The sequence below is a fragment of the Brevundimonas sp. FV1ye4L genome, assembly GCF_058681255.1.
Map to the genome: position 1 here is coordinate 2,732,696 of NZ_CM178734.1, position 22,110 is coordinate 2,754,805.

A 22,110-nucleotide genomic window follows, 5' to 3' on the forward strand; every position below is an offset into this window, starting at 1 on the left:
TCGAGCGTCCGACGCGGAGCTGGGGATTGGCGGCAGCCTAAGGCTCTTCACCAATGTCGCGTATGCGCCAACACCGGAACCTGGGTCCTCGCCGCAGAGCAGACGTTCAGGCCGCCGACGGGCTGTGCAAACAGGCTTCACCTGTGCCACGATCACCTGATGGAGGCGGAGAGTTTGACAGCGGAGAGCCAGCGTCTGGCGATGCTTCAGTCCCTCGGACTCGTCCCAGGCCAACGTGATCCAAGCCTGCAGGTTCTTGCCGCGCTAGCCGCCAACATCTCCGAATCCGTCGTGGGGTTGATAAGCCTCGTCGAACGCTCATGCATCTATGTCGTGGGCGGGGCTGGGTTCGACAGTGATTTCATAGCTCCCGCCGATAGTTTTTGCAGACACGCGGTGTTGAACCCAACAAGCGTGTCGTGGGTGCCCGATGCGTTGGCGGACCCACAGTTTCGCAATAGTCGCTACGTGACGGGGGAGCCCTACATCCGCTTCTACGCTGGGGTTCCGTTGACGGTAAACGGCCAAACCATGGGCACGCTCAGCGTGCTTGATCCCCGACCGAGAACCTATGACCCACGTCTGGTCTCCAGATTGAAACTCCTGGCGGAAGCGTGCGAAGCCGAACTCACCGAACGTCACCGCACCGCAGCGATGCGTCAGGCGTTGGCCGCTTCTGCAGACGCCCTCATTGATTGCGACGTCGCAGGCCGGATTGTGGGTTGGTCGGTGGGCGCAGAACGCCTGTTTGGCTTCCCCGCAGAGGAGGCGCTCGGCGCTAATGTGACGATCATCGTTCCTCCGGAGCAGCAGGAAGCGCATCGGCAGGGAATGCTGCGGTGGCAGGAGAGCGGGGCGGCGCGCTTGGGGCGTCGAATTGAACTGCCGGCAAAGCGGCGAGACGGCTCTGATCTCGACATCGAACTTTGGATGTCTGTGTCCCATGAATCCGGAGGGCCTCGAATACACGCCAACATCAGAGATATCTCCGCTCGCAGGGCGCAGGCCCGGAATATTGAGCGTGCAGAGGCGCGGTCTAGGGAGCTTAAATCTCAGCTCAACCAGGTTTGGCGTTTGAACTCCCTCGGAGAGATGGCTGCGACTCTCTCGCACGAGCTGAACCAGCCGTTAGGGGCCGCCACCACTTACATCCACGCTAGCCAACGTGTCCTTCAGAGAGCCGACCCTATCAGCGCAAGCGCGAGCCAAACCCTCGATCTTGCGAAGGCACAGCTCTTGCGCGCAGGATCGATCATACGCCGCATGCGGGAATTGCTTTCCCATGACAGTCGCGACCTTCAGGTCGAGCGTGTCTCAGAAATGGTGGGCGATCTGAATGGGATCCTCTCCTTAATTCAGAGCGACGCCGGCGTCGCTCTGGAGATCATCATCGATGAGGCCAATGATCACGTCCGCGCTGAACGTATCCAGTTCCAGCAGGCGGTGATCAACTTGGTGCGGAACGCCGCCGAAGCCTTGACTGGACGGTCCGATGGCAAAATCCGGCTGGTGGGGAGAGCGATCTCCGACACGATCTTTGAGCTCAGCGTCACTGACAATGGTCCCGGCGTGGCGCCTGATCAGATCGAGACCATCTTCAGACCGCTCATGACAACGAAGACGTCTGGGATGGGGCTCGGCCTATCCGTTACGCGAACCATTGTCGAACGCCACGGGGGATCTCTTGACGTCACGTGTAGCGACTTAGGTGGAGCGGCGTTCACCTTCTGCTTGTCGCGAGAGTGCGAGGCAGCCGCGTGAGAAGTCATTCCGTTTCGTGATTGGCGATGACGCCGGGATGAGGGAGGCGCTCGTATAGATGTTGCGACTACACGGCGTCCGCAACGACTTCCCTGGCGAGGAGATGTTGGCCTGCGGGGCCCTGGACGCAGGCCCTTCTGATCTCAGAAACCCGTGATTCAAAAGCGCACAGGCGCCGGCCTCGCGGACGCACCCCCTCCGTCACGGCGCTGAAGGAGCGCCGCGCCACCTCCCCCAGAGGTGGGAGGAGACGGGCGGGGGGCCGGGCGTCGCCGGCTGCTGTTGCCGCCTACACCGTCAGCCGCAGGGCCAGGGCGGTCAGGGTGACGGCGAGGACGGGGAGGGTCAGGATCAGGCCGATCTTGATGTAGTAGACCCAGCCGATGCGGACGCCCTTTCGGGCCAGGACGTGCAGCCATAACAGGGTGGCCAGCGAGCCGATGGGGGTCATCTTGGGGCCCAGGTCGCTGCCGATGACATTGGCGTAGATCATGGCCTCGCGCACCGGGCCTGTCGCCGACGAGGCGTCGATGGACAGGGCCGCGATCAGGACCGTGGGCAGGTTGTTGGCGATGGACGACAGGACGGCGGTCAGGAAACCGGTTCCGAAGGTCGCGCCCCAGACTCCGCCTTCAGCAAACCCGTCCATCAGCTGGGCCAGATGGCGCGTCAGGCCGGCGTTCCCCAGTCCATAGACCACCAGATACATGCCCAGCGAGAAGATCACGACCTGCCACGGCGCCTCGCGCAGGACCTTGGTCGTGCTGATCTTCGACCCGCGCCCGGCGACGATCAGCAGCACGACGGCGCCGGCGGCGGCGATGGCGGAGACGGGGACGCCTCGGGGCTCCAGAACGAAGAAGCCGACCAGCAGCAGGGCCAGCACCAGCCAGCCGGCGATGAAGGTCGCGCGGTCCTTGATCGCCGTGTCGGGCGCCGCCAGGCGTTCGACCTCATAGGCTCTGGGGATGTCGCGCCCGAAGACCGCGAACAGGACGACCAGGGTGGCGGCGACGGCGGCCAGGTTGACCGGGACCATGACCGCCGCATAGCGATCAAAACCGATGTCGAAGAAGTCGGCCGAGACGATATTGACCAGGTTGGACACCACCAGCGGCAGGCTGGCCGTGTCGGCGATGAAGCCCGCCGCCATGACGAAGGCCAGGGTCGCCTTTGGGCCGTAGCCGAGCGCCAGCAGCATGGCGATGACGATGGGCGTCAGGATCAGGGCCGCCCCGTCATTGGCGAACAGGGCCGAGACGGCTGCGCCCAGCAGGACCACAAGCACGAACAGCCGCCGTCCATGACCGCCGCCCCAGCGACCGATATGAAGCGCCGCCCATTCAAAGAATCCGGCCTCGTCCAGCAGCAGGCTGATGACGATGATGGCGATGAAGGCCGCCGTCGCATTCCAGACAATGCCCCAGACCAGGGGGATGTCGTTCAGGGCCACCACCCCCAGCAGCAGGGCTGCCGCCGCCCCGCCCAGGGCGCTCCAGCCGATCTGCAATCCCCTGGGCTGCCACAGCACCAGGACGATGGTGACGGCGAAGATCAGAAAGGCGACGATCATGGGGGCGTCCGTGGCGCGGACCGGCGTCCGCCGCGATCCTGTAGCTTGCGCCGGGTTATATTTCCAGTATCTTGGAATAATGGAATCCGAACCCGCCATCCTCGCGCTTGCGGCCCTGGCCCAGTCCACGCGGCTGGACGCCTTTCGGCTGCTGGTTCGGAGCGAGCCGGACGGTCTGGCCGCCGGGGCGGTGGCGGATCGGCTGGCGGTGCCGGCCAATACGATGTCGGCCCATCTGGGCGTGCTGTCGCGGGCGGGGCTGATCCGGTCGCAAAGACACAGCCGGTCGATCGTCTATCGCGCCGACCTGGATCGGCTGCGCGACCTGGTGCTGTTCCTGCTGAAGGACTGTTGCCAGGGCCGCGCTGAACTTTGCCAACCCCTGCTGGCCGAACTGGCCCCCTGCTGCGACTGAGGCCCCCATGGACGTCGTCATCTATCACAATCCCGCCTGCGGGACGTCGCGCAACACCCTGGCCCTGATCCGCCATGTCGGGATCGAGCCCCATGTCGTCGAATACCTGAAGACCCCGCCCAGCCGGGCCCTGGTGGCGCAGATGGTCGAACGGATGGGCGGATCGGTGCGCGACATCCTGCGCGAGAAGGGCACGCCCTATGCCGAGTTGGGTCTGGGCGATCCCGGCCTGTCAGACGACCAGCTGCTGGATGCGATCGAGACCCATCCGATCCTGATGAACCGGCCCATTGTCGTGTCGCCGCGCGGCGTGAAACTGTGCCGGCCGTCCGAGGCGGTGCTGGACCTGCTGCCCGAGGAGGGGCTGAAGCCCTTCGTCAAGGAGGACGGCGAGGTGGTGATCGACGCCGACGGCCGCCGGGTGGCTGTATGAGCCGCCTTCGCCTCCTGCCCGACCCGGACCATCTGCCGGCGCTCGACCCGGCCTATTTTAAAGCCGCGCCGGCGGCGGGGCTGGGGCCGGATGAGCCGGCGCCGCGCGTGCTGCTGTTGTACGGCTCGCTGCGCGAACGGTCGTTCTCGCGGCTGTGCGTGGAGGAGGCGGCGCGGCTGCTGCGGCGGATGGGGTGCGAGACCCGCATCTTCGATCCGTCCGACCTGCCCCTGACCGATCAGGTCGCGGGCGACGACCACCCCGCCGTCCACGAGCTGCGCGAACACGCCATGTGGTCCGAAGCCATGGTCTGGTGCAGCCCGGAACGGCACGGCCAGATCTCGGGATCATGAAGCTGCAGATCGACCACCTGCCGCTGAACATGGGCGGTATGCGCCCGACCCAGGGCCGCACCCTGGCGGTGATGCAGGTGTCGGGCGGCTCGCAGAGCTTCAACGCGGTGAATACCCTGCGTCTGCTCGGTCGGTGGATGCGGATGATCACCATCCCCAACCAGTCCAGCGTCGCCAAAGCCTTCATGGAGTTCGACGACAACGACCGGATGAAGCCGTCGGCCTATTACGACCGTATCGTCGATGTGATGGAGGAGCTGGTGCGGTTCACGATGCTGACCCGCCCGCACGCCGCTCAGTTGGTGGACCGGTATTCCGAACGCAAGGCGGCCGGGATTCCGCTCGATGCCTCGACCGACCTGTCCGCCGTCGCCGCACGCCCCTGACATCCCGCCCAGCAAAAAGGCGTCCCCGGACCGGAGGACGCCTTGATGGGGTCGGCGATGTCGCCTTGGATCAGGCCTTCTTGGCGGCCAGCTTGTCCTGATGGGCCTTCATGCCGATCTCGATCAACTCGGCGGCCTCGCCGGCGTCGCCCCAGCCCTTGACCGTGACCGACTTGCCCTTTTCCAGATCCTTGTAGCGGGTGAAGAAGTGTTCGATCTGCTCGATCAGGATGGCCGGCAGCTGACGATAGCTGGCGATCTCGGTGTAATAGGGGTTCAGCTTGTCGACCGGCACGGCCAGGATCTTCTCGTCGCCGCCGGCCTCGTCCACCATCTTCAGCACGCCGATGGGGCGCGAGCGGATGACGCAGCCCGGCACGACCGGCGTCGGGTTCAGCACGATGACGTCGCAGGGATCGCCGTCATCCGACAGGGTGTGCGGGATGAAGCCGTAGTTGCCGGGATAGTACATGGCGGTGTGCAGGAAGCGGTCGACGAACAGGGCGCCCGAGGCCTTGTCCATCTCATACTTCACCGGCAGGCCCCCTTGGGGGATCTCGATGATGACGTTGATGTCCCAGGGGGCGTTCGGGCCGACCGGAATGGCGTCGAGGTTCATGGCGGGTCTTTTGCTGCGACTGCGAATATTGGGCGATGGGTGATAGGCCGCGCGCGCGGTCGGGGCAAGCACGACGTGAGTCGACGCCCTTGCGCCCCGCCCCGGACTGGGTTCATTTCGCGCCATGACCTGGATTGATTGGGCCGCGCTGGCGCTCTTCTTTATCTGCTGGCTCGGCTATGCGCCGATCCTGAAGATCATTGGCCGCCACGGCGGTTCGCTGAACGCAGACATGGCCCATGTCCGCCGGGTGTGGATGTCGTCGATGACCCACCGGGAAATCCGCCTGGTCGACAGCCAGCTGATGGGCCATTCGATCAACTCGGCCTCCTTCTTCGCCTCGACCAATTTGCTGCTGATCGCGGCGGTGGGGGGGATACTGTTCGGCGGCGAGAGCAAGTTGGAAGGCTTCGCCGCGGTTGGGGCGGACAATGTGCCGATCAAGATCCTGGAGGCCAAGCTGGCCCTGGTGCTGATCTGCCTGGCGCGCGGCTTCCTGGATTTCATATGGGCCCTGCGCCAGATGAACTACACCCTGGCCCTCATTGGCTCGGCCCCCGAACTGCACCACAAGACCGACCGCAAGGCCTTCGGCGAGGCCGCGGCCGAACTGCTGAACCCGGCGCTGAGTTCGTTCAGCCAGGGGGTGCGCGGCTATTATTTCGCCCTGGCGGCGGCCGCCTGGCTGTTCGGGCCGCTGTGGCTGGCCCTGGGCGTGGCCTCGTCCTTCGGCCTGTTGATCTATCGCCAGGAGGCCTCTCCGGCCGCCCGCGCGATCCGCACGGCGCGTCGCCTGTTGGGTGAATGACGGTTATTTTGCGTTTGCGGTAGGGTCGGACGGTCCGCGACGTCGCCAAAGCGGCGAATTGCGGCGGAAGGCGCCGCAATTGCGTAACAACCCGTGACCCCAAAACCGCTGTCGGCGCTTGACCGATTGTGCATCGCAACCTAGATTGACCTTCGACGCCTCCGGGCGTCTTGCCCTTCCTGGGCGTTTCCTCCCTATAGACTTTATATGCCGCGCCTCCGGGCGCGGCTTTTTTTTGACTTGTCGTTGATCAGTCAGCCCAGGCTTCGGCGCACAGGGCGGCGATGACGCGGTTCAGGGCCTTGGCCGTCGCGCCGTGGGCGGCGTTCGGCGTCTGGTTCGCTTCGTTCAGATAGAGGCTGCGGCTCAGTTCGATCTGGATCGCCTCATAGCCGTCCTCCGGACGGCCCCAGACCTGGGTGGACCAGCCGCCGGCATAGGGATGGTTCAGCGCCACCCGCCAGCCCAGTCCCTCGAACAGATCGCGCAGCCGGCGCGTCAGCCGCGTCCGGCACGACGTCCCATGCCGATCGCCCAGCACCACCTCGGCGCCCACCGCCCGCGACGGCATTGAATGCCAGTCGATCAGCACCGCCCGGCCGCAGCGGTCGTGCGTTCGGGCCATCAGCTCCGCGAGGGCGTCATGATAGGGGGTGTGGGCCGTGCGAATCCGCGCCTCGGCCTCCGCCCGCGACAGGCGGCGGTCGTAAAGCGGCAGACCGTCGCCGGTCAGGCGCGGGATCAGGCCATACCCGGCCCGGGTCTTGGCCCCGACCGGTCCCTCGACCTCGTCGATCAGGTCGGGATCCAGTTCTGCGGGGTCGCGGTTCAGATCCAGATAGGCCCGGCCGATCTGCGCCTCGATCAAGGGCGCGCCATTCTGGGGACCGGCCTGGACCAGGGTTCCGACCAGGGCGTCGTCGGCGCTCTTCAGGCTGGATCGGGCCAGGCCGGCGACAGCGCCCATGTCCTCGGGATAGGTCTGGCCCGAGTGGGGGGAGGCGAAGACCAGGGCCGTCTCCGGCGCCCCCTGGGGCGGCAGGCTGATCGCGAAACTGGCCCCGTCCGTACTCATAGGTCCCGCATAGCGCGTTTCGTTGTGGAAGGAAGGCGGTAGAGCCCGGAATTTCATCGCCGGTTTACGCTTGGCGGCCTAGGCTGCGGCCCGGATTAGAACAGGCACTTCTCGAATGGCGCGCATACTTTTGGCCGAAGACGACAGTTCGCTTCGCGGTTTCCTGACCCGGGCGCTGGAGCGGGCGGGGCATCAGGTGATCGACTGCGAGAATGGCGACGACGCCATCGACGCGCTTGAACACGGCCCCTACGATCTGCTGCTCACCGACATCGTCATGCCTGGCGCCGACGGGATCGAGGTGGCCCGGGTCGCCGCCGCCCGTCAGCCGGGCCTGCGCATCATGTTCATCACCGGCTTCGCCGCCGTCGCCCTGACCGCCGCCCAGGCCTCGCCCCAGGCCAAGGTCCTGTCCAAGCCGGTTCACCTGCGCGACCTGGTCAATGAGGTCGAGCGGATGGTCGCCGCCTGACGTGGGGATTAGGCGGCTGAACGGCGGGCTTAACGGCGTTCGGCCAAAAATCGTATTCTCGCCGTGAAATCGGCTTGATGCCGTCCGGGCGTGCCGCTATACGACCGCTCTTCCCGCTCCGGAGTGATTTTTCGGAGCCCTACGGCGGATGCGTAGCTCAGCGGGAGAGCACCTCGTTGACATCGAGGGGGTCACAGGTTCAATCCCTGTCGCGTCCACCATCTCTTCCCAAGACACTCTGCGTTGGACAGATCGCTCTGCGGCGGTCGAAACGCACGTCGGCTACGAGCCCCGGTCCTTGAACGGTTTAGGTCCCGCGCGCGGGTACGGTGGATGTATCGCCCTGTCCGACGCTTGGATGGATCTCGCGTTGGCAAATTCCGACGACAAGGCTAGGATTTCCGCAGATGCCGCTGGGGGTATGCGATGTCGCTGCCGGATATCCTGCTGATCGTCGTGATCGCCCTCGCCGGCATGATGATCTTCGCCTTCATGTCGCTGGCTCTTGCGACCGGCGTCGGCGGCCATCGCTCACGCAGGACGCGACGCGAGAGGTTCAGCGATGGATTGCTGACGACGATCCCCGGCATGCCCTTCATCTTTACGATGGTGGCCGTCTTCGTCAGCGATCTCGACGACCATCCCTATTATCTATTCATCCTGCTGGGATGTGTCGTCTTCGCGCTCTTCGTGCAGTCGTTCCCGCCGATACGACGCGCCAGAGTCCGGGTCAGGGCTGAATACCCTTGGCAGTAGCGACCCCGCATTTCGCAGGCCTAACGATCTGCGACGGCCCGTCTTCCAACTGAATATCGAATATCCCCGTCTGGGCGGGCTGTAATCCGGCCTAGGAGCCCGGCTGCCGCAGGTCATCCATCGGCGGTTTTCGAGAATCTTTCACAAAGGTTCAGAATCTGGTTGCGGGTTAAAAGTCTCCCCCGTATAGGACCGCCTCGCTCGGAAACGGGCCGGCCCTGAGGGCTTCGGAGCTTCGGTTTCGGAGGTTTTGAGGGGAAGAAAGAGTTGAGAAACTTCTTGCTTTCCTGGGTTGGTTTCAATAGGTTCCGCGCTCCAATCGAATCGCCGAACGGTTAAGAGGAAAGCCTCTGCGTTTTCCTCCGGTGGTTTTTTGTGGTTTTGAGGCTTCGGTCTTGGGTCTGCAAAATCTCTGAAAAGAGCGGTTGACACGAGGTTCGCGGTTCTCTAAATCGCCGCCTCCGCCGACGACACGGCGCTAAACAAGTCGGGCCGCTGAGGCGGTTTAGGTCTTTGACATTGTTGATATGGAAAGAGAAACGCAGGCGGCGGTGTTCTAGCGATAGTCCTAGAGGCTATCATACGACACTGACTATCTGCGGTCTTTTTGAAAAGATACCATGCGTCGGTCTTCGGATCGATGACGTGGGAACTCGTCAATAAAATACGTAGAACTAATGCCAAGATCACTTCGGTGGTCTTCAAGCTTAGGTCAGAAGTCAACTCAACCTGAGAGTTTGATCCTGGCTCAGAGCGAACGCTGGCGGCAGGCCTAACACATGCAAGTCGAACGAACTCTTCGGAGTTAGTGGCGGACGGGTGAGTAACACGTGGGAACGTGCCTTTAGGTTCGGAATAACTCAGGGAAACTTGTGCTAATACCGAATGTGCCCTTCGGGGGAAAGATTTATCGCCTTTAGAGCGGCCCGCGTCTGATTAGCTAGTTGGTGAGGTAAAGGCTCACCAAGGCGACGATCAGTAGCTGGTCTGAGAGGATGATCAGCCACATTGGGACTGAGACACGGCCCAAACTCCTACGGGAGGCAGCAGTGGGGAATCTTGCGCAATGGGCGAAAGCCTGACGCAGCCATGCCGCGTGAATGATGAAGGTCTTAGGATTGTAAAATTCTTTCAGTAGGGACGATAATGACGGTACCTACAGAAGAAGCCCCGGCTAACTTCGTGCCAGCAGCCGCGGTAATACGAAGGGGGCTAGCGTTGCTCGGAATTACTGGGCGTAAAGGGAGCGTAGGCGGACATTTAAGTCAGGGGTGAAATCCCGGGGCTCAACCTCGGAATTGCCTTTGATACTGGGTGTCTTGAGTATGAGAGAGGTATGTGGAACTCCGAGTGTAGAGGTGAAATTCGTAGATATTCGGAAGAACACCAGTGGCGAAGGCGACATACTGGCTCATTACTGACGCTGAGGCTCGAAAGCGTGGGGAGCAAACAGGATTAGATACCCTGGTAGTCCACGCCGTAAACGATGATTGCTAGTTGTCGGGATGCATGCATTTCGGTGACGCAGCTAACGCATTAAGCAATCCGCCTGGGGAGTACGGTCGCAAGATTAAAACTCAAAGGAATTGACGGGGGCCCGCACAAGCGGTGGAGCATGTGGTTTAATTCGAAGCAACGCGCAGAACCTTACCACCTTTTGACATGCCTGGACCGCCAGAGAGATCTGGCTTTCCCTTCGGGGACTAGGACACAGGTGCTGCATGGCTGTCGTCAGCTCGTGTCGTGAGATGTTGGGTTAAGTCCCGCAACGAGCGCAACCCTCGCCATTAGTTGCCATCATTTAGTTGGGAACTCTAATGGGACTGCCGGTGCTAAGCCGGAGGAAGGTGGGGATGACGTCAAGTCCTCATGGCCCTTACAGGGTGGGCTACACACGTGCTACAATGGCGACTACAGAGGGTTAATCCTTAAAAGTCGTCTCAGTTCGGATTGTCCTCTGCAACTCGAGGGCATGAAGTTGGAATCGCTAGTAATCGCGGATCAGCATGCCGCGGTGAATACGTTCCCGGGCCTTGTACACACCGCCCGTCACACCATGGGAGTTGGTTCTACCCGAAGGCGCTGCGCTGACCGCAAGGGGGCAGGCGACCACGGTAGGGTCAGCGACTGGGGTGAAGTCGTAACAAGGTAGCCGTAGGGGAACCTGCGGCTGGATCACCTCCTTTCTAAGGATGCTTCTCCAGACCGTCTCTCACGAGGCTGTCTATTGAGGCTCCAATAAACTGCGGGACGCCGCCGTCTCCGTTTCTCTTTCCACTTTCGTCATCGACGCATCGACCATACGGGTTGATGTATTGGTGACGCGATCGCGAGCCTGGGTCTTATAGCCCGGCTGTCGCTGCCATAGGCCCGTAGCTCAGGTGGTTAGAGCGTACGCCTGATAAGCGTAAGGTCGGCAGTTCGAGTCTGCCCGGGCCTACCAGGACTTCTGGTTCGCTGGGGGTTCTCAGCCTCAAGACGGCATCGCCGACAGCTCTCCTGGGCTTCGCACTGTTCCTGATGGAACGGGGCCATAGCTCAGTTGGTAGAGCGCCTGCTTTGCAAGCAGGATGTCGTCGGTTCGACTCCGTCTGGCTCCACCAGGACCTTGTGATCGCATTCGAGTTTGCCGTTGGCCGTAAGGCTGGCGTGCATTGAAATCGTGAAGGAAGAACGTGACCGGCTCCCCTGAGCTTGAAGGTCTTGTTCGAGAAGAAGACATTGTCTGACAAAAATCAGGCTTGGTCCCCCGGCAACTTTCCAGTCGGGCGGAATAAACCAAGCATGAGTTTTGCTGAGAAACGATCAAACGTTGAAGGGCTTCTGACGGATGCCTTGGCGTAGAGAGGCGATGAAGGACGTGGCAAGCTGCGATAAGAACCGGGGAGGCGCTAGCACCCTTTGATCCGGTTATTTCCGAATGGGGAAACCCACCTTTACAGTCTTCCAACTTCGTTCTGACTTCGGTCAGGGCGGCGATTGGCGGATTGTTTAAAGGTATAATGAGCTGAATACATAGGCTTCATTAAGCGAACCCGGGGAACTGAAACATCTCAGTACCCGGAGGAAAGGACATCAACCGAGACTCCCGTAGTAGTGGCGAGCGAACCGGGACCAGGCCAGTGCTCTTGTGAAATAAAGACGAACGATCTGGAAAGGTCGGCCATAGTGGGTGAAAGCCCCGTAGTCATCAAACAGCAAGAGACTCGAGTAGGGCGGGACACGTGAAATCCTGTCTGAACATGGGGGGACCACCCTCCAAGCCTAAGTACTCCTCTACGACCGATAGTGAACAAGTACCGTGAGGGAAAGGTGAAAAGCACCCCGACAAGGGGAGTGAAACAGATCCTGAAATCGGAAGCCTACAAGCAGTCGGAGCCCCCAAGCGGGGTGACGGCGTACCTTTTGTATAATGGGTCAGCGACTTCATGTGTCGAGCAAGCTTAAGCCGTTAGGTGTAGGCGCAGCGAAAGCGAGTCTGAATAGGGCGCTAAGTTCGACGTATGACGACCCGAAACCAGGTGATCTATCCATGAGCAGGTTGAAGGTTGGGTAACACCAACTGGAGGACCGAACCCGTGAATGTTGAAAAATTCTGGGATGACTTGTGGATAGGGGTGAAAGGCCAATCAAACCTGGACATAGCTGGTTCTCCGCGAAATCTATTTAGGTAGAGCGTCCGACGAATTCCTTGGGGGGTAGAGCACTGGATGGTTGCGGGCTGCGCGAGCGGTACCAATACTAACCAAACTCCGAATACCCAAGAGAACTATCGGGCAGACACACGGCGGGTGCTAACGTCCGTCGTGAAAAGGGAAACAACCCTAACCATCATCTAAGGCCCCCAAGTCACGGCTAAGTGGGAAACGATGTGGGATTGCTTTGACAATCAGGAGGTTGGCTTAGAAGCAGCCATCCTTTAAAGAAAGCGTAACAGCTCACTGATCAAGCGATCCTGCGCGGAAAATGTAACGGGGCTCAAGCCGTGCGCCGAAGATATGGGTTTGCAGTTTACTGCAAGCGGTAGCGGAGCGTTCCGTAGGCCGGTGAAGGTCAGGCGTGAGCCTGGCTGGAGGTATCGGAAGTGAGAATGCTGACATGAGTAACGATAAGAGTGTGAGAGACACTCTCGCCGAAAGACCAAGGGTTCCTGCGTAAAGCTAATCTGCGCAGGGTTAGTCGGCCCCTAAGGCGAGGCTGAAAAGCGTAGTCGATGGGAAGCAGGTAAATATTCCTGCACCAGCTGGAAGTGACGGATGGCTTAACTCGTACCCACTTATTGGATTGTGTGTGCGGGGGCGTTGTCCCAGGAAATAACTCCAGCAGAGACCGTACCCGAAACCGACACAGGTGGTCAGGTAGAGCATACCAAGGCGTTTGAGAGAACTATGCTGAAGGAACTCGGCAAATTGCACGCGTAACTTCGGAATAAGCGTGACTCACCCTGGGCAACCAGGACTGAGTGGCACAAGCCAGGGGGTAGCGACTGTTTAGCAAAAACACAGGGCTCTGCGAAGCAGCAATGCGACGTATAGGGTCTGACGCCTGCCCGGTGCCTGAAGGTTAAAGGGAGATGTGAAAGCGTCGAACTGAAGCCCAGGTAAACGGCGGCCGTAACTATAACGGTCCTAAGGTAGCGAAATTCCTTGTCGGGTAAGTTCCGACCTGCACGAATGGCGTAACGACTTCCCCACTGTCTCCAGCATAGGCTCAGTGAAATTGAATTCCCCGTGAAGATGCGGGGTTCCCGCGGTCAGACGGAAAGACCCTATGAACCTTTACTATAGCTTCGCCTTGGCGTTAGCGACCGTATGTGTAGGATAGGTGGGAGACTATGAAACCGGGGCGCCAGCTCTGGTGGAGTCGTCCTTGAAATACCACCCTTACTGTCGTTGACGTCTAACCGAGGGCCGTTATCCGGTCCCGGGACATGGCGTGGTGGGTAGTTTGACTGGGGCGGTCGCCTCCTAAAGTGTAACGGAGGCGCGCGATGGTGAGCTCAGAGCGGTCGGAAATCGCTCGTCGAGTGCAATGGCATAAGCTCGCCTGACTGCGAGACTGACAAGTCGAGCAGAGACGAAAGTCGGCCATAGTGATCCGGTGGTCCCGAGTGGAAGGGCCATCGCTCAACGGATAAAAGGTACTCTAGGGATAACAGGCTGATTTTGCCCAAGAGTCCATATCGACGGCAAAGTTTGGCACCTCGATGTCGGCTCATCACATCCTGGGGCTGGAGCAGGTCCCAAGGGTATGGCTGTTCGCCATTTAAAGTGGTACGTGAGCTGGGTTCAGAACGTCGTGAGACAGTTTGGTCCCTATCTGCCGTGGGTGTTCGAAGCTTGAGAGGATCTGTCCCTAGTACGAGAGGACCGGGATGGACATACCTCTGGTGTACCTGTCATGGCGCCAGCTGTGCAGCAGGGTAGCTAAGTATGGAATAGATAACCGCTGAAAGCATCTAAGCGGGAAACTAACCTCAAAACAAGGCTTCGCTGAGGATCGTGGAAGACTACCACGTTGATAGGCCAGGTGTGGAAGTGGGGCGACCCATGAAGCTTACTGGTACTAATAATCCGATCGGTTTGATCGTTTCTCAGCAAAACTCATTCGATGATTGCTCCTTGACCGAAGCAATCTCAGACAATGTCTTCTCATCATCCGCTGTCCGCCTTGTTGACCTGGTGGCTATGTCGGAGGTTCCCCACCCGATCCCATTCCGAACTCGGTCGTTAAGCCCTCCAGAGCCAATGGTACTTCGTCTCAAGGCGCGGGAGAGTAGGTCGCCGCCGGGTCTACAAGGCGGACAGCCGATGATGAAAAACAAATCACCGCTCTAAGCGGTCTTCTCGAAACGTTCTTCCTCACGAAACTACCGTTTGCCGCGGGATGGAGCAGCCCGGTAGCTCGTCAGGCTCATAACCTGAAGGTCGTAGGTTCAAATCCTACTCCCGCACCCAAACAAATAAGCCGCCAGATCAATGATCCGGCGGCTTTTTGCTGTCTGAGATTGAGCGTGCCCAGCTAGCAGAAAGAACGCAAAGGGCGCAGTCCACATGCCCCCAAGGACGTGAAGGCTGGCGCTCGATCTTGCGCCTCAGCACCTTGTGTTCGATGTTCCAGCGGAACGAACTAAGCTCTCTGCGGGCCTCAAGCCCCCGGTGAACTAGAACGGCGGAGCCGATGTTGGGTTTGGCCCAGACGAACGCTAGAAGCATAGCCGGCGAGGTCTTGAACGGGGTTTCTCAACGCGAGCTGGATCTGCTAGCGCCGGAAAGGCAGCGCACCGGGATGACCGAACGATACGATCGCGCGGCATCGACGTCGCCCGGCGAGTTCAGTCCATGAGTTTCAACTCGCCGCGGCGCAGGGCGACGACGACCGCCTGTGTGCGGTCGGCGACGTCCAGTTTTGAGAAGATGGTCTTTAGGTCCGACTTGACCGTGTCAGTCGAGACCCCGATCAATCTGGCGATTTCCTTGTTGGCCTGACCCCTGGCGACACCGCGCAGAACCTGCTTTTCGCGCTCCGTGAGCGGGTCGATATAGGCGTGCACGGCGATCGCATGCGCGACCTCCGGCGACAGGACCCTTCGTCCGCTGTGCGCGCTTCGGATCGCATCCAGAAGATCTTTGCGGATACAGGTCTTGAGCAGATAGCCATTGGCTCCAGCGGCAAGCGCCGCGCGCGCCTGGGAGTCGCCGGGATAGGTCGTCAGGACGATGATGCAGGTCCTCTTGTCGGACCGGCGGATATGTTTGATCGCCTCCATCCCGTCCATGCCGGGCATCTGCATGTCTATGAGCACGACGTCGGGCCGGAGCTGTTCGACCAACTCGGCGCCGGCGCGACCATCCTCGCCTTCGCCGACGACGCTCATGTCGCTTTCTCGATGTAGAAGGCCGACAATGCCTTCCCGCATCATCGGATGATCGTCGATCACGACGACGCGGATGGGACCCGGTGAATCCTCAGACACGGGCATTCCGCCTTCCCCAACCCCTCAGCTCGCCCTTGATCAAGGACCAGGAGACGCGCTGGCCGGGACCTGTAAGCGATACGCGCGTTCCGTGGGCGCCGCTGGTCAGGCTGATACGTCCTCTAATGCGGCCCGCGCGCTCGCGCATGCCCGGAAGGCCGAAATGGCCTGCGCGCGCTCCGGCGGCGAGGACCGCCGTAGGAACGCCCTGACCGTCGTCGTCGATAATGAGGACCGATCGCCAAACTCCTGTCTCGAACCTCACGGTGACGTGGGAGGCCTGGGCGTGGACGAGCGCATTCGTCAGCGCCTCGCGCGCGACGCCGACGATTTCGTCCGCGATTTCCTGATCAAGACATCCGACGCTGCCGACCAGATCGAGTGTGACCACCACATGGGGATGCTGCTTTTGGCCCTCGGCGACGAGACGACGGAGGCGGTCATCGATGTCTTCGCTCTTTTGCCGCAGGTCCAGAACGCTTTCGCGGGCTTCAGCGAGGACGAGGTCGGCCCGATCGAGCGCCTGGTCCAGGTCGTCACGGCCTTTCGAGCCGCGCGGCAGGTCGTCGGCGATGATCTGGATGCGCAGGATCAAAGCCTGAACGCCTTGCATCAGCGTGTCGTGCAGATCCCTTGCAATACGCTCCCTCTCACGCATCCGTTCATCCAACATCGCCCGGATACGGCCGGACGCGGCGTGAAGCCTTAGCCGGTAAAGGCTCCAGGTCAGCAAGGCCAAGGCCAGGACGGAGAGGGAGACGAACCACCAAGTCTGCCAGAAATAGGGTAGGACCTGGAACGCCAGCACGGCGCCCTGGGGGTTCCATACGCCGTCGTCGTTCGACCCGATGATTTGAAAGCGGTATTTGCCTGGAGGCAGCCGGCCATAAACGGCGAACCGCCTCGAGCCGGCTTCGACCCAATCCTTGTCGACACCTTCCAGCTTGTAGCGATAGGCGACACGCTCGGGCGTCCGCAGACTGCCGGCGACAAAATCGATCTGGATCGGGTTCGCCCCCGGGGGAACGATGAGATCTCCCATGGAAGACAGCTTGATCCCGGCCGCCGTCATGCCGCGGATGGTGATGGGGGGCGCGAGTTGGTTGGATCCAAGGTCGTCGATGGACATGCGCATCAAGCCCCGCCGACCCAACACCCAAAGCCGACCGCCTCGGTCCAGGCTCATCTTCGGTTGGTCACCCCGCGCAGCGACCGAAAAAACCCCGTCCAGGCGATTGAAGAGAAGATGGGGCGCTGGTCGATTCGGTTGGCGAAAGGCGATGGCCAGATCCTGGGCGGTCAGGCGCGCTAATCCGGTGGTGGTAAAAGCCCAGAGGTCCCCGTTTGGCGTCTCGAGCATATCCCTGACGCTTACAAGCCATGGGTGCGCTGCGGCGGTGAGCCGGTCAATTTTCGTCCGTCCAATCCGTGCCAGGCCGGATTGCCCCCCGACGAGAAGGCCGTCGGACGTTGAGATGATCGTCATGACGGGGCCAATGCCCAGCTGCTCGGCGCGCCATTGTCGTCCGTCAGACAGGCTGTAAAGGCCGCCGTCCCAATCGGCCGCATAGGCGCGGCCTGAGCCGTCCAGGTGAACGGCCTTGGCGGGCCGGCCCTGAAGGCGGCCGTTTTTATCAATGAGAACGCCGCGTTCGATGAGGGCGACCGCCCCGCTATGCTGGACGACCCACAGCCGACGGTCTGCGTCCTCGACGCAGCAGCAGAGGTCGGGCGGCGAATCCAGCGGGAGCGTCTCGACCACGCGCCCCGCCTTGAAGCGTTCCAGGAAGCGGTCGTGGATCAGGAGCACCCCGTTTGTAGAGGCGCAGAACCCAGAAGTGGGATCGACATCCCGCCGGACGCGCCGGGGGCCGTCGTTGGGCCCGATGATCCAAAGCGAGCCTTCGTTCAGGACGTAGATCATGCCTGCCTGATCCTGGGCCATGTGGGGATTTTCCGAGAACCGCCCAACGCGCTGCTCTTCGACGACGGGCGTGCGCACGAAGGCGTCCAGGCCGAACTGGGTGCCCACCCAGACCACCCCTTCCCGGTCCACGAAGATTTCCAGGGTGTCGTCGCCGGTCAGAGACTGCTGTTGCGTCATCTGCGTGACCGAGCCGTCGTTGGGATCGAGCTTGAATACGCCGCCTCCATCCAAGGCGCCCCAAAGATCGCCATCCGGACCGAAAGCGATCCGAACGCGCCGGGCTGTCGGCGTCGCATAGGGACGATCCAGCCCCTGTGCAGACGCCGCTAGGTCGGTAGGGAGGCGCCTCACGCCCGCATTATCGCCCAGCCACATCCGACCGTAGGTGTCTTCGGCCAGCCCCGGCCCCCCCTCGACCTTTATAGGAAGAATCTCGAAACGAGCCTCGCCGGGCCGGAGCCGGGCCACGTAATTCATGGCTGCGACCCAGACAACACCGCTGCGGTCGATCCGGATATCAAAGATCCATCCATCCGGTAGACCTGCGGCCTCGCCGTAGATGACCCAGCGACCATTTTTCCAACGGGCAAGACTTTCGTCAGGCCGCGCGCTGACCGCCCAGATCGAACCATCGCGGCCTTCTTCAAGTTCGACGATCTGTCGCTGGGCGTTGGGGAAGCCCTGATCCACCATCACGCCGTCCCGCAGGACGGCCACGCCGGCAGACCCGAAAAAGCCCACCCAGAGATCCCCGGATCGCGTAATCAATGATCGGGTGATGTTGGGTGGGGCCGCACCGTTAGGCATCCGTGCCGGAACGGATTGAAAATTCTCACCGTCGTAAAGGCGCAGGCCTTCGGATGTAACGAGAGACAGAAGGCCGTCTCGTCCCTGGCTTATGTCCAGTATGGCCCCACCAACCTCGACGCCCGTCCAGGCCGTATGGCGATATTGGGTTATGGCGCGCGGCTCGGCCGTCGCCGGGGCGACAAGAAGGGCGGCGGTCAGCAAGAGGGCGATACTCAACTGCCCCAGCAGCCTCAGTTCCCAATGCTTCATGCCCTGATCCACACCTGGCCCAGCGATCGTTGAACCATATGCGCCTGCGCCGTCAAAGTCGTCTTACCCGATCGGGTATCAGCCGACCTGCCTTACGGGGTTGGCTCGCTCTCCGGTCCGACAGAACCTGTGTGCAGATCAACCTCGTGAGGAATGCACGCGATGACGATCAGCGACCACGGCGCCGGATCTTCCCAGGACAGAAGGCTAGAGTCGGCCGCCCTCGGCCGGGTGGGCGCCCTTGCAGCCGTCATCTTCGTCGAGATCGATGAGGCGCTGGACCACAATCCGGTCAAGGCGCGCGAGGGTCTTCGTCGCCTTGATCAGGTGTTGCGGCGTCTGCGGATCTGGCCGCAAGACATGGAGAATTGCGTTTCTCCCAAGGCGTCGACGACGCCCTCCGGCGGCCTGGCTCCCTGGCAGATCCGCCGCGTTGACGCCATGATCAACGAACGGATGGAAGGTCCTCTCTACGTCGAAAGCCTGGCCGCCCAAGTCCGGCTCAGCCAAAGCCATTTCTGCCGCGCCTTCAAGATAAGCACAGGGGAAACACCCCACGCCTATATCATGGGCAAGCGTCTGGATCGCGCCCGCAGCCTGATGCTCGAGAGCGATGAGAGTCTCAGCCAGATCGCCGGCGCCTGCGGTTTGGCCGATCAGGCGCACCTGTCTCGTCTGTTCCGGCGCCGCTTCGGCGTTACACCCTGGAAATGGCGGCGAGCGCGGCGGAATGAGGCCGTCGCGCATATCTCGGTAGCGACTAGAATTGGCGCACTCCGCTAATCAGCGCCGGACGGAGGCCATGATGGGCTCGGGTTGGGCGTCGCAAGATCACACGCCCGTCCAAATTTCCGCCGTCAGAAGCAAGAGCGTCGGTGCACGCCGGCCTAGGGTGTCGACCAAGGACTAGCCTGGAAGGAACCGCCATGGACCGCCAAACTCTCGAAACCCGCCGCTTGGCCCCTCTCGGGACCCCCACTGGCCTGACGCCGGAGGCGACCCAGGACATCAGCGGCGCTTTGAACGCCCTCCTGGCCGACGTCTTCGCCCTGTATCTGAAGACCAAGAATTTCCACTGGCACATGTCCGGTCCGCACTTCCGCGACTACCATCTGATGCTGGACCAGCAGGGGGATCAGATCATCGCCATGACCGATCCGATCGCTGAACGCGTGCGCAAGATCGGTGGGACGACCCTGCGGTCCATTGGTCAGATCGGCGCCCTGCAACGGGTGCTGGACAATGACGCCGACTATGTCAGCCCCGAGGACATGCTGGCGGAGCTGAGGGACGACAACGCCGATCTGGTCCAGCGAATGCGCGCCGCCCACACGGTGTGCGACGACCTGGGCGACCTCGCTGGGGCCAGCCTGCTGGAAAACTGGATCGACGAGACCGAAGGCCGCATCTGGTTCCTGTTCGAGGCCGGACGTCGCGGAAACGCCTGAAGCGTCCGTTTCGTCGCCACCTCGCCGCCTGAGGCGCTGTCAGGACGAGGGCGCGATCAGGTGGCGGACCAGGGGCGGCTGGTCGCCGATGTGGAAACGCTGGATCTGTTCCTGGGTCAGCTGGTCGTTGTGGGTGATGCGTTGGTGCTGTCGCAGATGCTCCAGCCAACTGGGCACGAGGAAGCTCTCCACGACAAGGCCCGGTTCGGCCGCATCCTCGAACAGACGCCAGTTCAGGGCGCCGTCGCGCCGGCGCACGGCGCTAAGCGGCTGGATCGCCTTCACGAACGCGGCGGCCTGGGCCGGATTGATCCGGTATTCGATCAGGATCATCACCGGGCCGCGATCCGGCGCAGGCTCGCTCGCGACGGTCGGCTCGACCCAGTGGCCCGACGGCGTCAGGTCCAGGGCGCCGGTCGCCGGCAGGCGGAAACGCAGGGCGATGCCGGTGGTCAGAAGCAGGGCGATCCCCGCGACGGTCAGGGCCGTGGCGACGTCGGTCCGGCTGGCCAGACCGCCCCAGACCAGGCTTCCCGCGGTCATGGCGCCCTGGAACACCAGCAGATAAACCGACAGGGCGCGCGCCTTGGCCCAGGTCGGCGCCGCCATCTGGGCGGCGACGTTCAGGGAGGACAGCATGGTGATCCAGGCCAGACCGGCCAGGACCATCACACCCCCGGCGACGACCAGGCTCGTCGCATGGGCCAGCGCAAGGGTCGCCCCGGCGAAGACGACCGAGCCGAAGATGGACAGGTTGTTGCCGCTGACGTGTTTGCGCACCCGCGCCAGCACGGTCGCGCCCAGGATCGCTCCCAGGCCCATACAGCCTAGCAAGGCGCCGTATCCCGCCGCATCCAGCCCCAACGTCCGCCGCCCCACCAAGGGCAGGAGGGCCCACAGGGCGCTTGAGAAAAGGAAGAAGGCGACCGAGCGCAGCAGCACCAGTTGCAGGGCCGGCGCATGGCGGGCGTAGCCATAGCCTGTGCGCAGGGCGGCGAAGAAATGTTCGGGCGGCAGTCCGTCCAGCCGGGGCTTGCGCTTCCACGCGATCAGCACCCCCATAACTGCCAGGATGGAGACGGCGTTCAGGGCGTAGACCGCCGCCGATCCCGCGACGGCGACGATCACCCCGCCCAGGGCCGGCCCGATCGCGCGGGCGATATTGACGCCCAGGCTGTTCAGGGCGACGGCGTCGGCCAGGGCCGGCTTCTCGACCAGCTCGGGCACGATTGCCTGAAACGCCGGGGCGCTGAGGGCGGCGCCCAGGCCCATGACGGCGGTCAGGGCCAGCAGCACCAGGGGCGTGGTCAAGCCCAGGTGGGTGACGGCCGCCAGACTGGCCGCGCCGATGAGGATCAGCGTCTGTGACGCGACCAGAAGTTTGCGCCGGTCGACCACATCGGCCAAGGCCCCGCCGGGCAGGGCGAACAGGAACATCGGCAGGGTCGTCGCCGCCTGGACCATGGCCACCCACAGCGGGCTGGGCGACAGGGAGGTCATCAGCCAGGACGAGCCGACGTCGTTCATCCAGGTGCCGATGTTGGAGACGATGGTCGCGATCCACAGGGCGCGGAACAGCGGCGTCGCCAGCGGACCCCGGGTGGGCGTGGCGGATGAGGCCGCGTTCATCCGCGGCGGCGCTCGGCCAGGACGGCGGCCAGAACCAGTCCGCCGATCAGGCCGAGGTTGGCTGTGAAGGCGTTCATGTCGTGGAAGCGCGCCATGGGATCAGACAGGGCCCAGAAGGCGTGGCCGATGAGGTTCGCCAGGGCGGTGAACACACCCAAGGCGCCGGCGCCGAGCCAGGTCCAACGGTTCAGGATTACCGCCAGAGACCCGCCGATCTGCAGCAGGATGACGGCGACCGCGACCGCCGCCGCCGGCTGCAGCCCGAAATGGGCCGACTCGCCGACGGCCGAGGGAAAGTCGAACAGTTTCAGCACGCCGCTGATCCAGAAGGGCGAGGTCAGCAGGATCCGGCCGATCAAGGCGACGCCCGGCGCGTCGAGCAGGTCGGCGATAGGTCGGGGGGAGGTCGCAGCTGTCATG

General features: G+C 62.2%; 15 protein-coding genes, 4 tRNA genes, 3 rRNA genes and 1 pseudogene. 16 read left to right on the top strand and 7 right to left on the bottom strand.

The annotated features are described in order from the left end of the window. Window positions 1-159 precede the first annotated feature (159 nt). Entirely contained in the window at window positions 160-1,761 is a 1,602-nt protein-coding gene (locus ACW17X_RS13130) for an ATP-binding protein (protein ID WP_492098022.1), read from the top strand. A 289-nt stretch (window positions 1,762-2,050) separates the two neighbouring features. Here ACW17X_RS13130 and ACW17X_RS13135 read toward each other — a convergent pair whose 3' ends face one another. Further along, complete coding sequence (locus tag ACW17X_RS13135; RefSeq protein ID WP_492098024.1) at window positions 2,051-3,334, bottom strand: arsenic transporter; 1,284 nt, start codon at window positions 3,332-3,334, stop codon at window positions 2,051-2,053. A 79-nt stretch (window positions 3,335-3,413) separates the two neighbouring features. On the opposite strand from ACW17X_RS13135, the gene ACW17X_RS13140 reads away from it, so the two are divergent. The 3 genes and pseudogenes from ACW17X_RS13140 (at window position 3,414) to arsH (ending at window position 4,921) form a co-directional block, all read left to right on the top strand. Then, window positions 3,414-3,749, top strand: coding sequence for an ArsR/SmtB family transcription factor (locus tag ACW17X_RS13140; protein ID WP_492098025.1), 336 nt, complete (start codon window positions 3,414-3,416; stop codon window positions 3,747-3,749). 7 nt (window positions 3,750-3,756) lie between these two features. Continuing rightward, window positions 3,757-4,182, top strand: coding sequence for an arsenate reductase (glutaredoxin) (gene arsC / locus ACW17X_RS13145; RefSeq protein ID WP_492098027.1), 426 nt, complete (start codon window positions 3,757-3,759; stop codon window positions 4,180-4,182). Next, window positions 4,179-4,921: pseudogene (gene arsH, locus ACW17X_RS13150) on the top strand (arsenical resistance protein ArsH). The gene arsC and the pseudogene arsH overlap by 4 nt, the downstream one beginning before the upstream one ends. Window positions 4,922-4,991: 70 nt before the next feature. On the opposite strand, the gene ppa reads toward arsH, so the two are convergent. Beyond that, window positions 4,992-5,540: an inorganic diphosphatase gene (gene ppa / locus ACW17X_RS13155; protein WP_492088737.1), complete on the bottom strand. Its 549-nt coding sequence runs from the start codon at window positions 5,538-5,540 to the stop codon at window positions 4,992-4,994. A gap of 124 nt (window positions 5,541-5,664) precedes the next feature. On the opposite strand from ppa, the gene ACW17X_RS13160 reads away from it, so the two are divergent. Further along, entirely contained in the window at window positions 5,665-6,348 is a 684-nt protein-coding gene (locus ACW17X_RS13160) for a DUF599 domain-containing protein (RefSeq protein WP_492098029.1), read from the top strand. A gap of 250 nt (window positions 6,349-6,598) precedes the next feature. On the opposite strand, the gene ACW17X_RS13165 is transcribed toward ACW17X_RS13160, so the two are convergent. Next, window positions 6,599-7,423 (bottom strand): N-formylglutamate amidohydrolase, encoded by an 825-nt coding sequence (locus ACW17X_RS13165; protein ID WP_492098031.1) that lies wholly within the window; start codon window positions 7,421-7,423, stop codon window positions 6,599-6,601. Window positions 7,424-7,538: 115 nt separating this feature from the next. Between ACW17X_RS13165 and cpdR the strand changes: the two genes are divergently transcribed. The 9 genes from cpdR to ACW17X_RS13210 all read left to right on the top strand — a co-directional run bounded on the left by cpdR (window position 7,539) and on the right by ACW17X_RS13210 (window position 14,608). Further along, complete coding sequence (cpdR, locus tag ACW17X_RS13170; RefSeq protein ID WP_054764657.1) at window positions 7,539-7,895, top strand: cell cycle two-component system response regulator CpdR; 357 nt, start codon at window positions 7,539-7,541, stop codon at window positions 7,893-7,895. A 146-nt stretch (window positions 7,896-8,041) separates the two neighbouring features. Further along, window positions 8,042-8,116 (top strand) — tRNA-Val (locus ACW17X_RS13175). Between the two features lie 205 nt (window positions 8,117-8,321). Beyond that, the gene (locus ACW17X_RS13180) at window positions 8,322-8,651 is read left to right on the top strand and encodes a hypothetical protein (protein ID WP_492098033.1); all 330 of its coding nucleotides are present in this window, start codon (window positions 8,322-8,324) and stop codon (window positions 8,649-8,651) included. A gap of 725 nt (window positions 8,652-9,376) precedes the next feature. Beyond that, window positions 9,377-10,837: ribosomal RNA gene (locus ACW17X_RS13185) — 16S ribosomal RNA — on the top strand. Between the two features lie 180 nt (window positions 10,838-11,017). After that, window positions 11,018-11,094, top strand: a tRNA-Ile gene (locus tag ACW17X_RS13190). Window positions 11,095-11,178: 84 nt separating this feature from the next. Further along, window positions 11,179-11,254 (top strand) — tRNA-Ala (locus ACW17X_RS13195). Between the two features lie 200 nt (window positions 11,255-11,454). After that, a 23S ribosomal RNA gene (locus ACW17X_RS13200) occupies window positions 11,455-14,241 on the top strand. A gap of 87 nt (window positions 14,242-14,328) precedes the next feature. Further along, a 5S ribosomal RNA gene (gene rrf / locus ACW17X_RS13205) occupies window positions 14,329-14,443 on the top strand. The 16S, 23S and 5S rRNA genes sit together here with 3 tRNA genes alongside, the layout of an rRNA operon. 88 nt (window positions 14,444-14,531) lie before the next feature. Next, window positions 14,532-14,608: transfer RNA gene (locus tag ACW17X_RS13210), tRNA-Met, on the top strand. Window positions 14,609-14,985: 377 nt separating this feature from the next. Here ACW17X_RS13210 and ACW17X_RS13215 read toward each other — a convergent pair. Then, complete coding sequence (locus ACW17X_RS13215) at window positions 14,986-15,591, bottom strand: response regulator (RefSeq protein ID WP_492098035.1); 606 nt, start codon at window positions 15,589-15,591, stop codon at window positions 14,986-14,988. A gap of 28 nt (window positions 15,592-15,619) precedes the next feature. Next, the gene (locus tag ACW17X_RS13220) at window positions 15,620-18,565 is read right to left on the bottom strand and encodes a sensor histidine kinase (RefSeq protein WP_492098037.1); all 2,946 of its coding nucleotides are present in this window, start codon (window positions 18,563-18,565) and stop codon (window positions 15,620-15,622) included. A gap of 210 nt (window positions 18,566-18,775) precedes the next feature. Between ACW17X_RS13220 and ACW17X_RS13225 the strand changes: the two genes are divergently transcribed. Together ACW17X_RS13225 and ACW17X_RS13230 are read left to right on the top strand one after the other, a co-directional pair. Next, window positions 18,776-19,396, top strand: a complete 621-nt coding sequence (locus tag ACW17X_RS13225; protein ID WP_492098039.1) for a helix-turn-helix domain-containing protein — start codon at window positions 18,776-18,778, stop codon at window positions 19,394-19,396. 143 nt (window positions 19,397-19,539) lie between these two features. Next, window positions 19,540-20,061, top strand: coding sequence for a Dps family protein (locus ACW17X_RS13230; protein WP_492098041.1), 522 nt, complete (start codon window positions 19,540-19,542; stop codon window positions 20,059-20,061). 39 nt (window positions 20,062-20,100) lie between these two features. Here ACW17X_RS13230 and ACW17X_RS13235 read toward each other — a convergent pair whose 3' ends face one another. Further along, a complete protein-coding gene (locus tag ACW17X_RS13235) occupies window positions 20,101-21,690 on the bottom strand; it encodes an MFS transporter (protein WP_492098043.1) in 1,590 nt (529 codons plus the stop codon). After that, window positions 21,687-22,109 carry a DoxX family protein gene (locus ACW17X_RS13240; RefSeq protein WP_492098045.1) on the bottom strand — a complete coding sequence of 141 codons (423 nt, stop codon included), beginning with the start codon at window positions 22,107-22,109 and terminating at the stop codon, window positions 21,687-21,689. Before ACW17X_RS13240 ends, ACW17X_RS13235 begins: the two co-directional genes overlap by 4 nt. Window position 22,110: the final 1 nt, after the last annotated feature.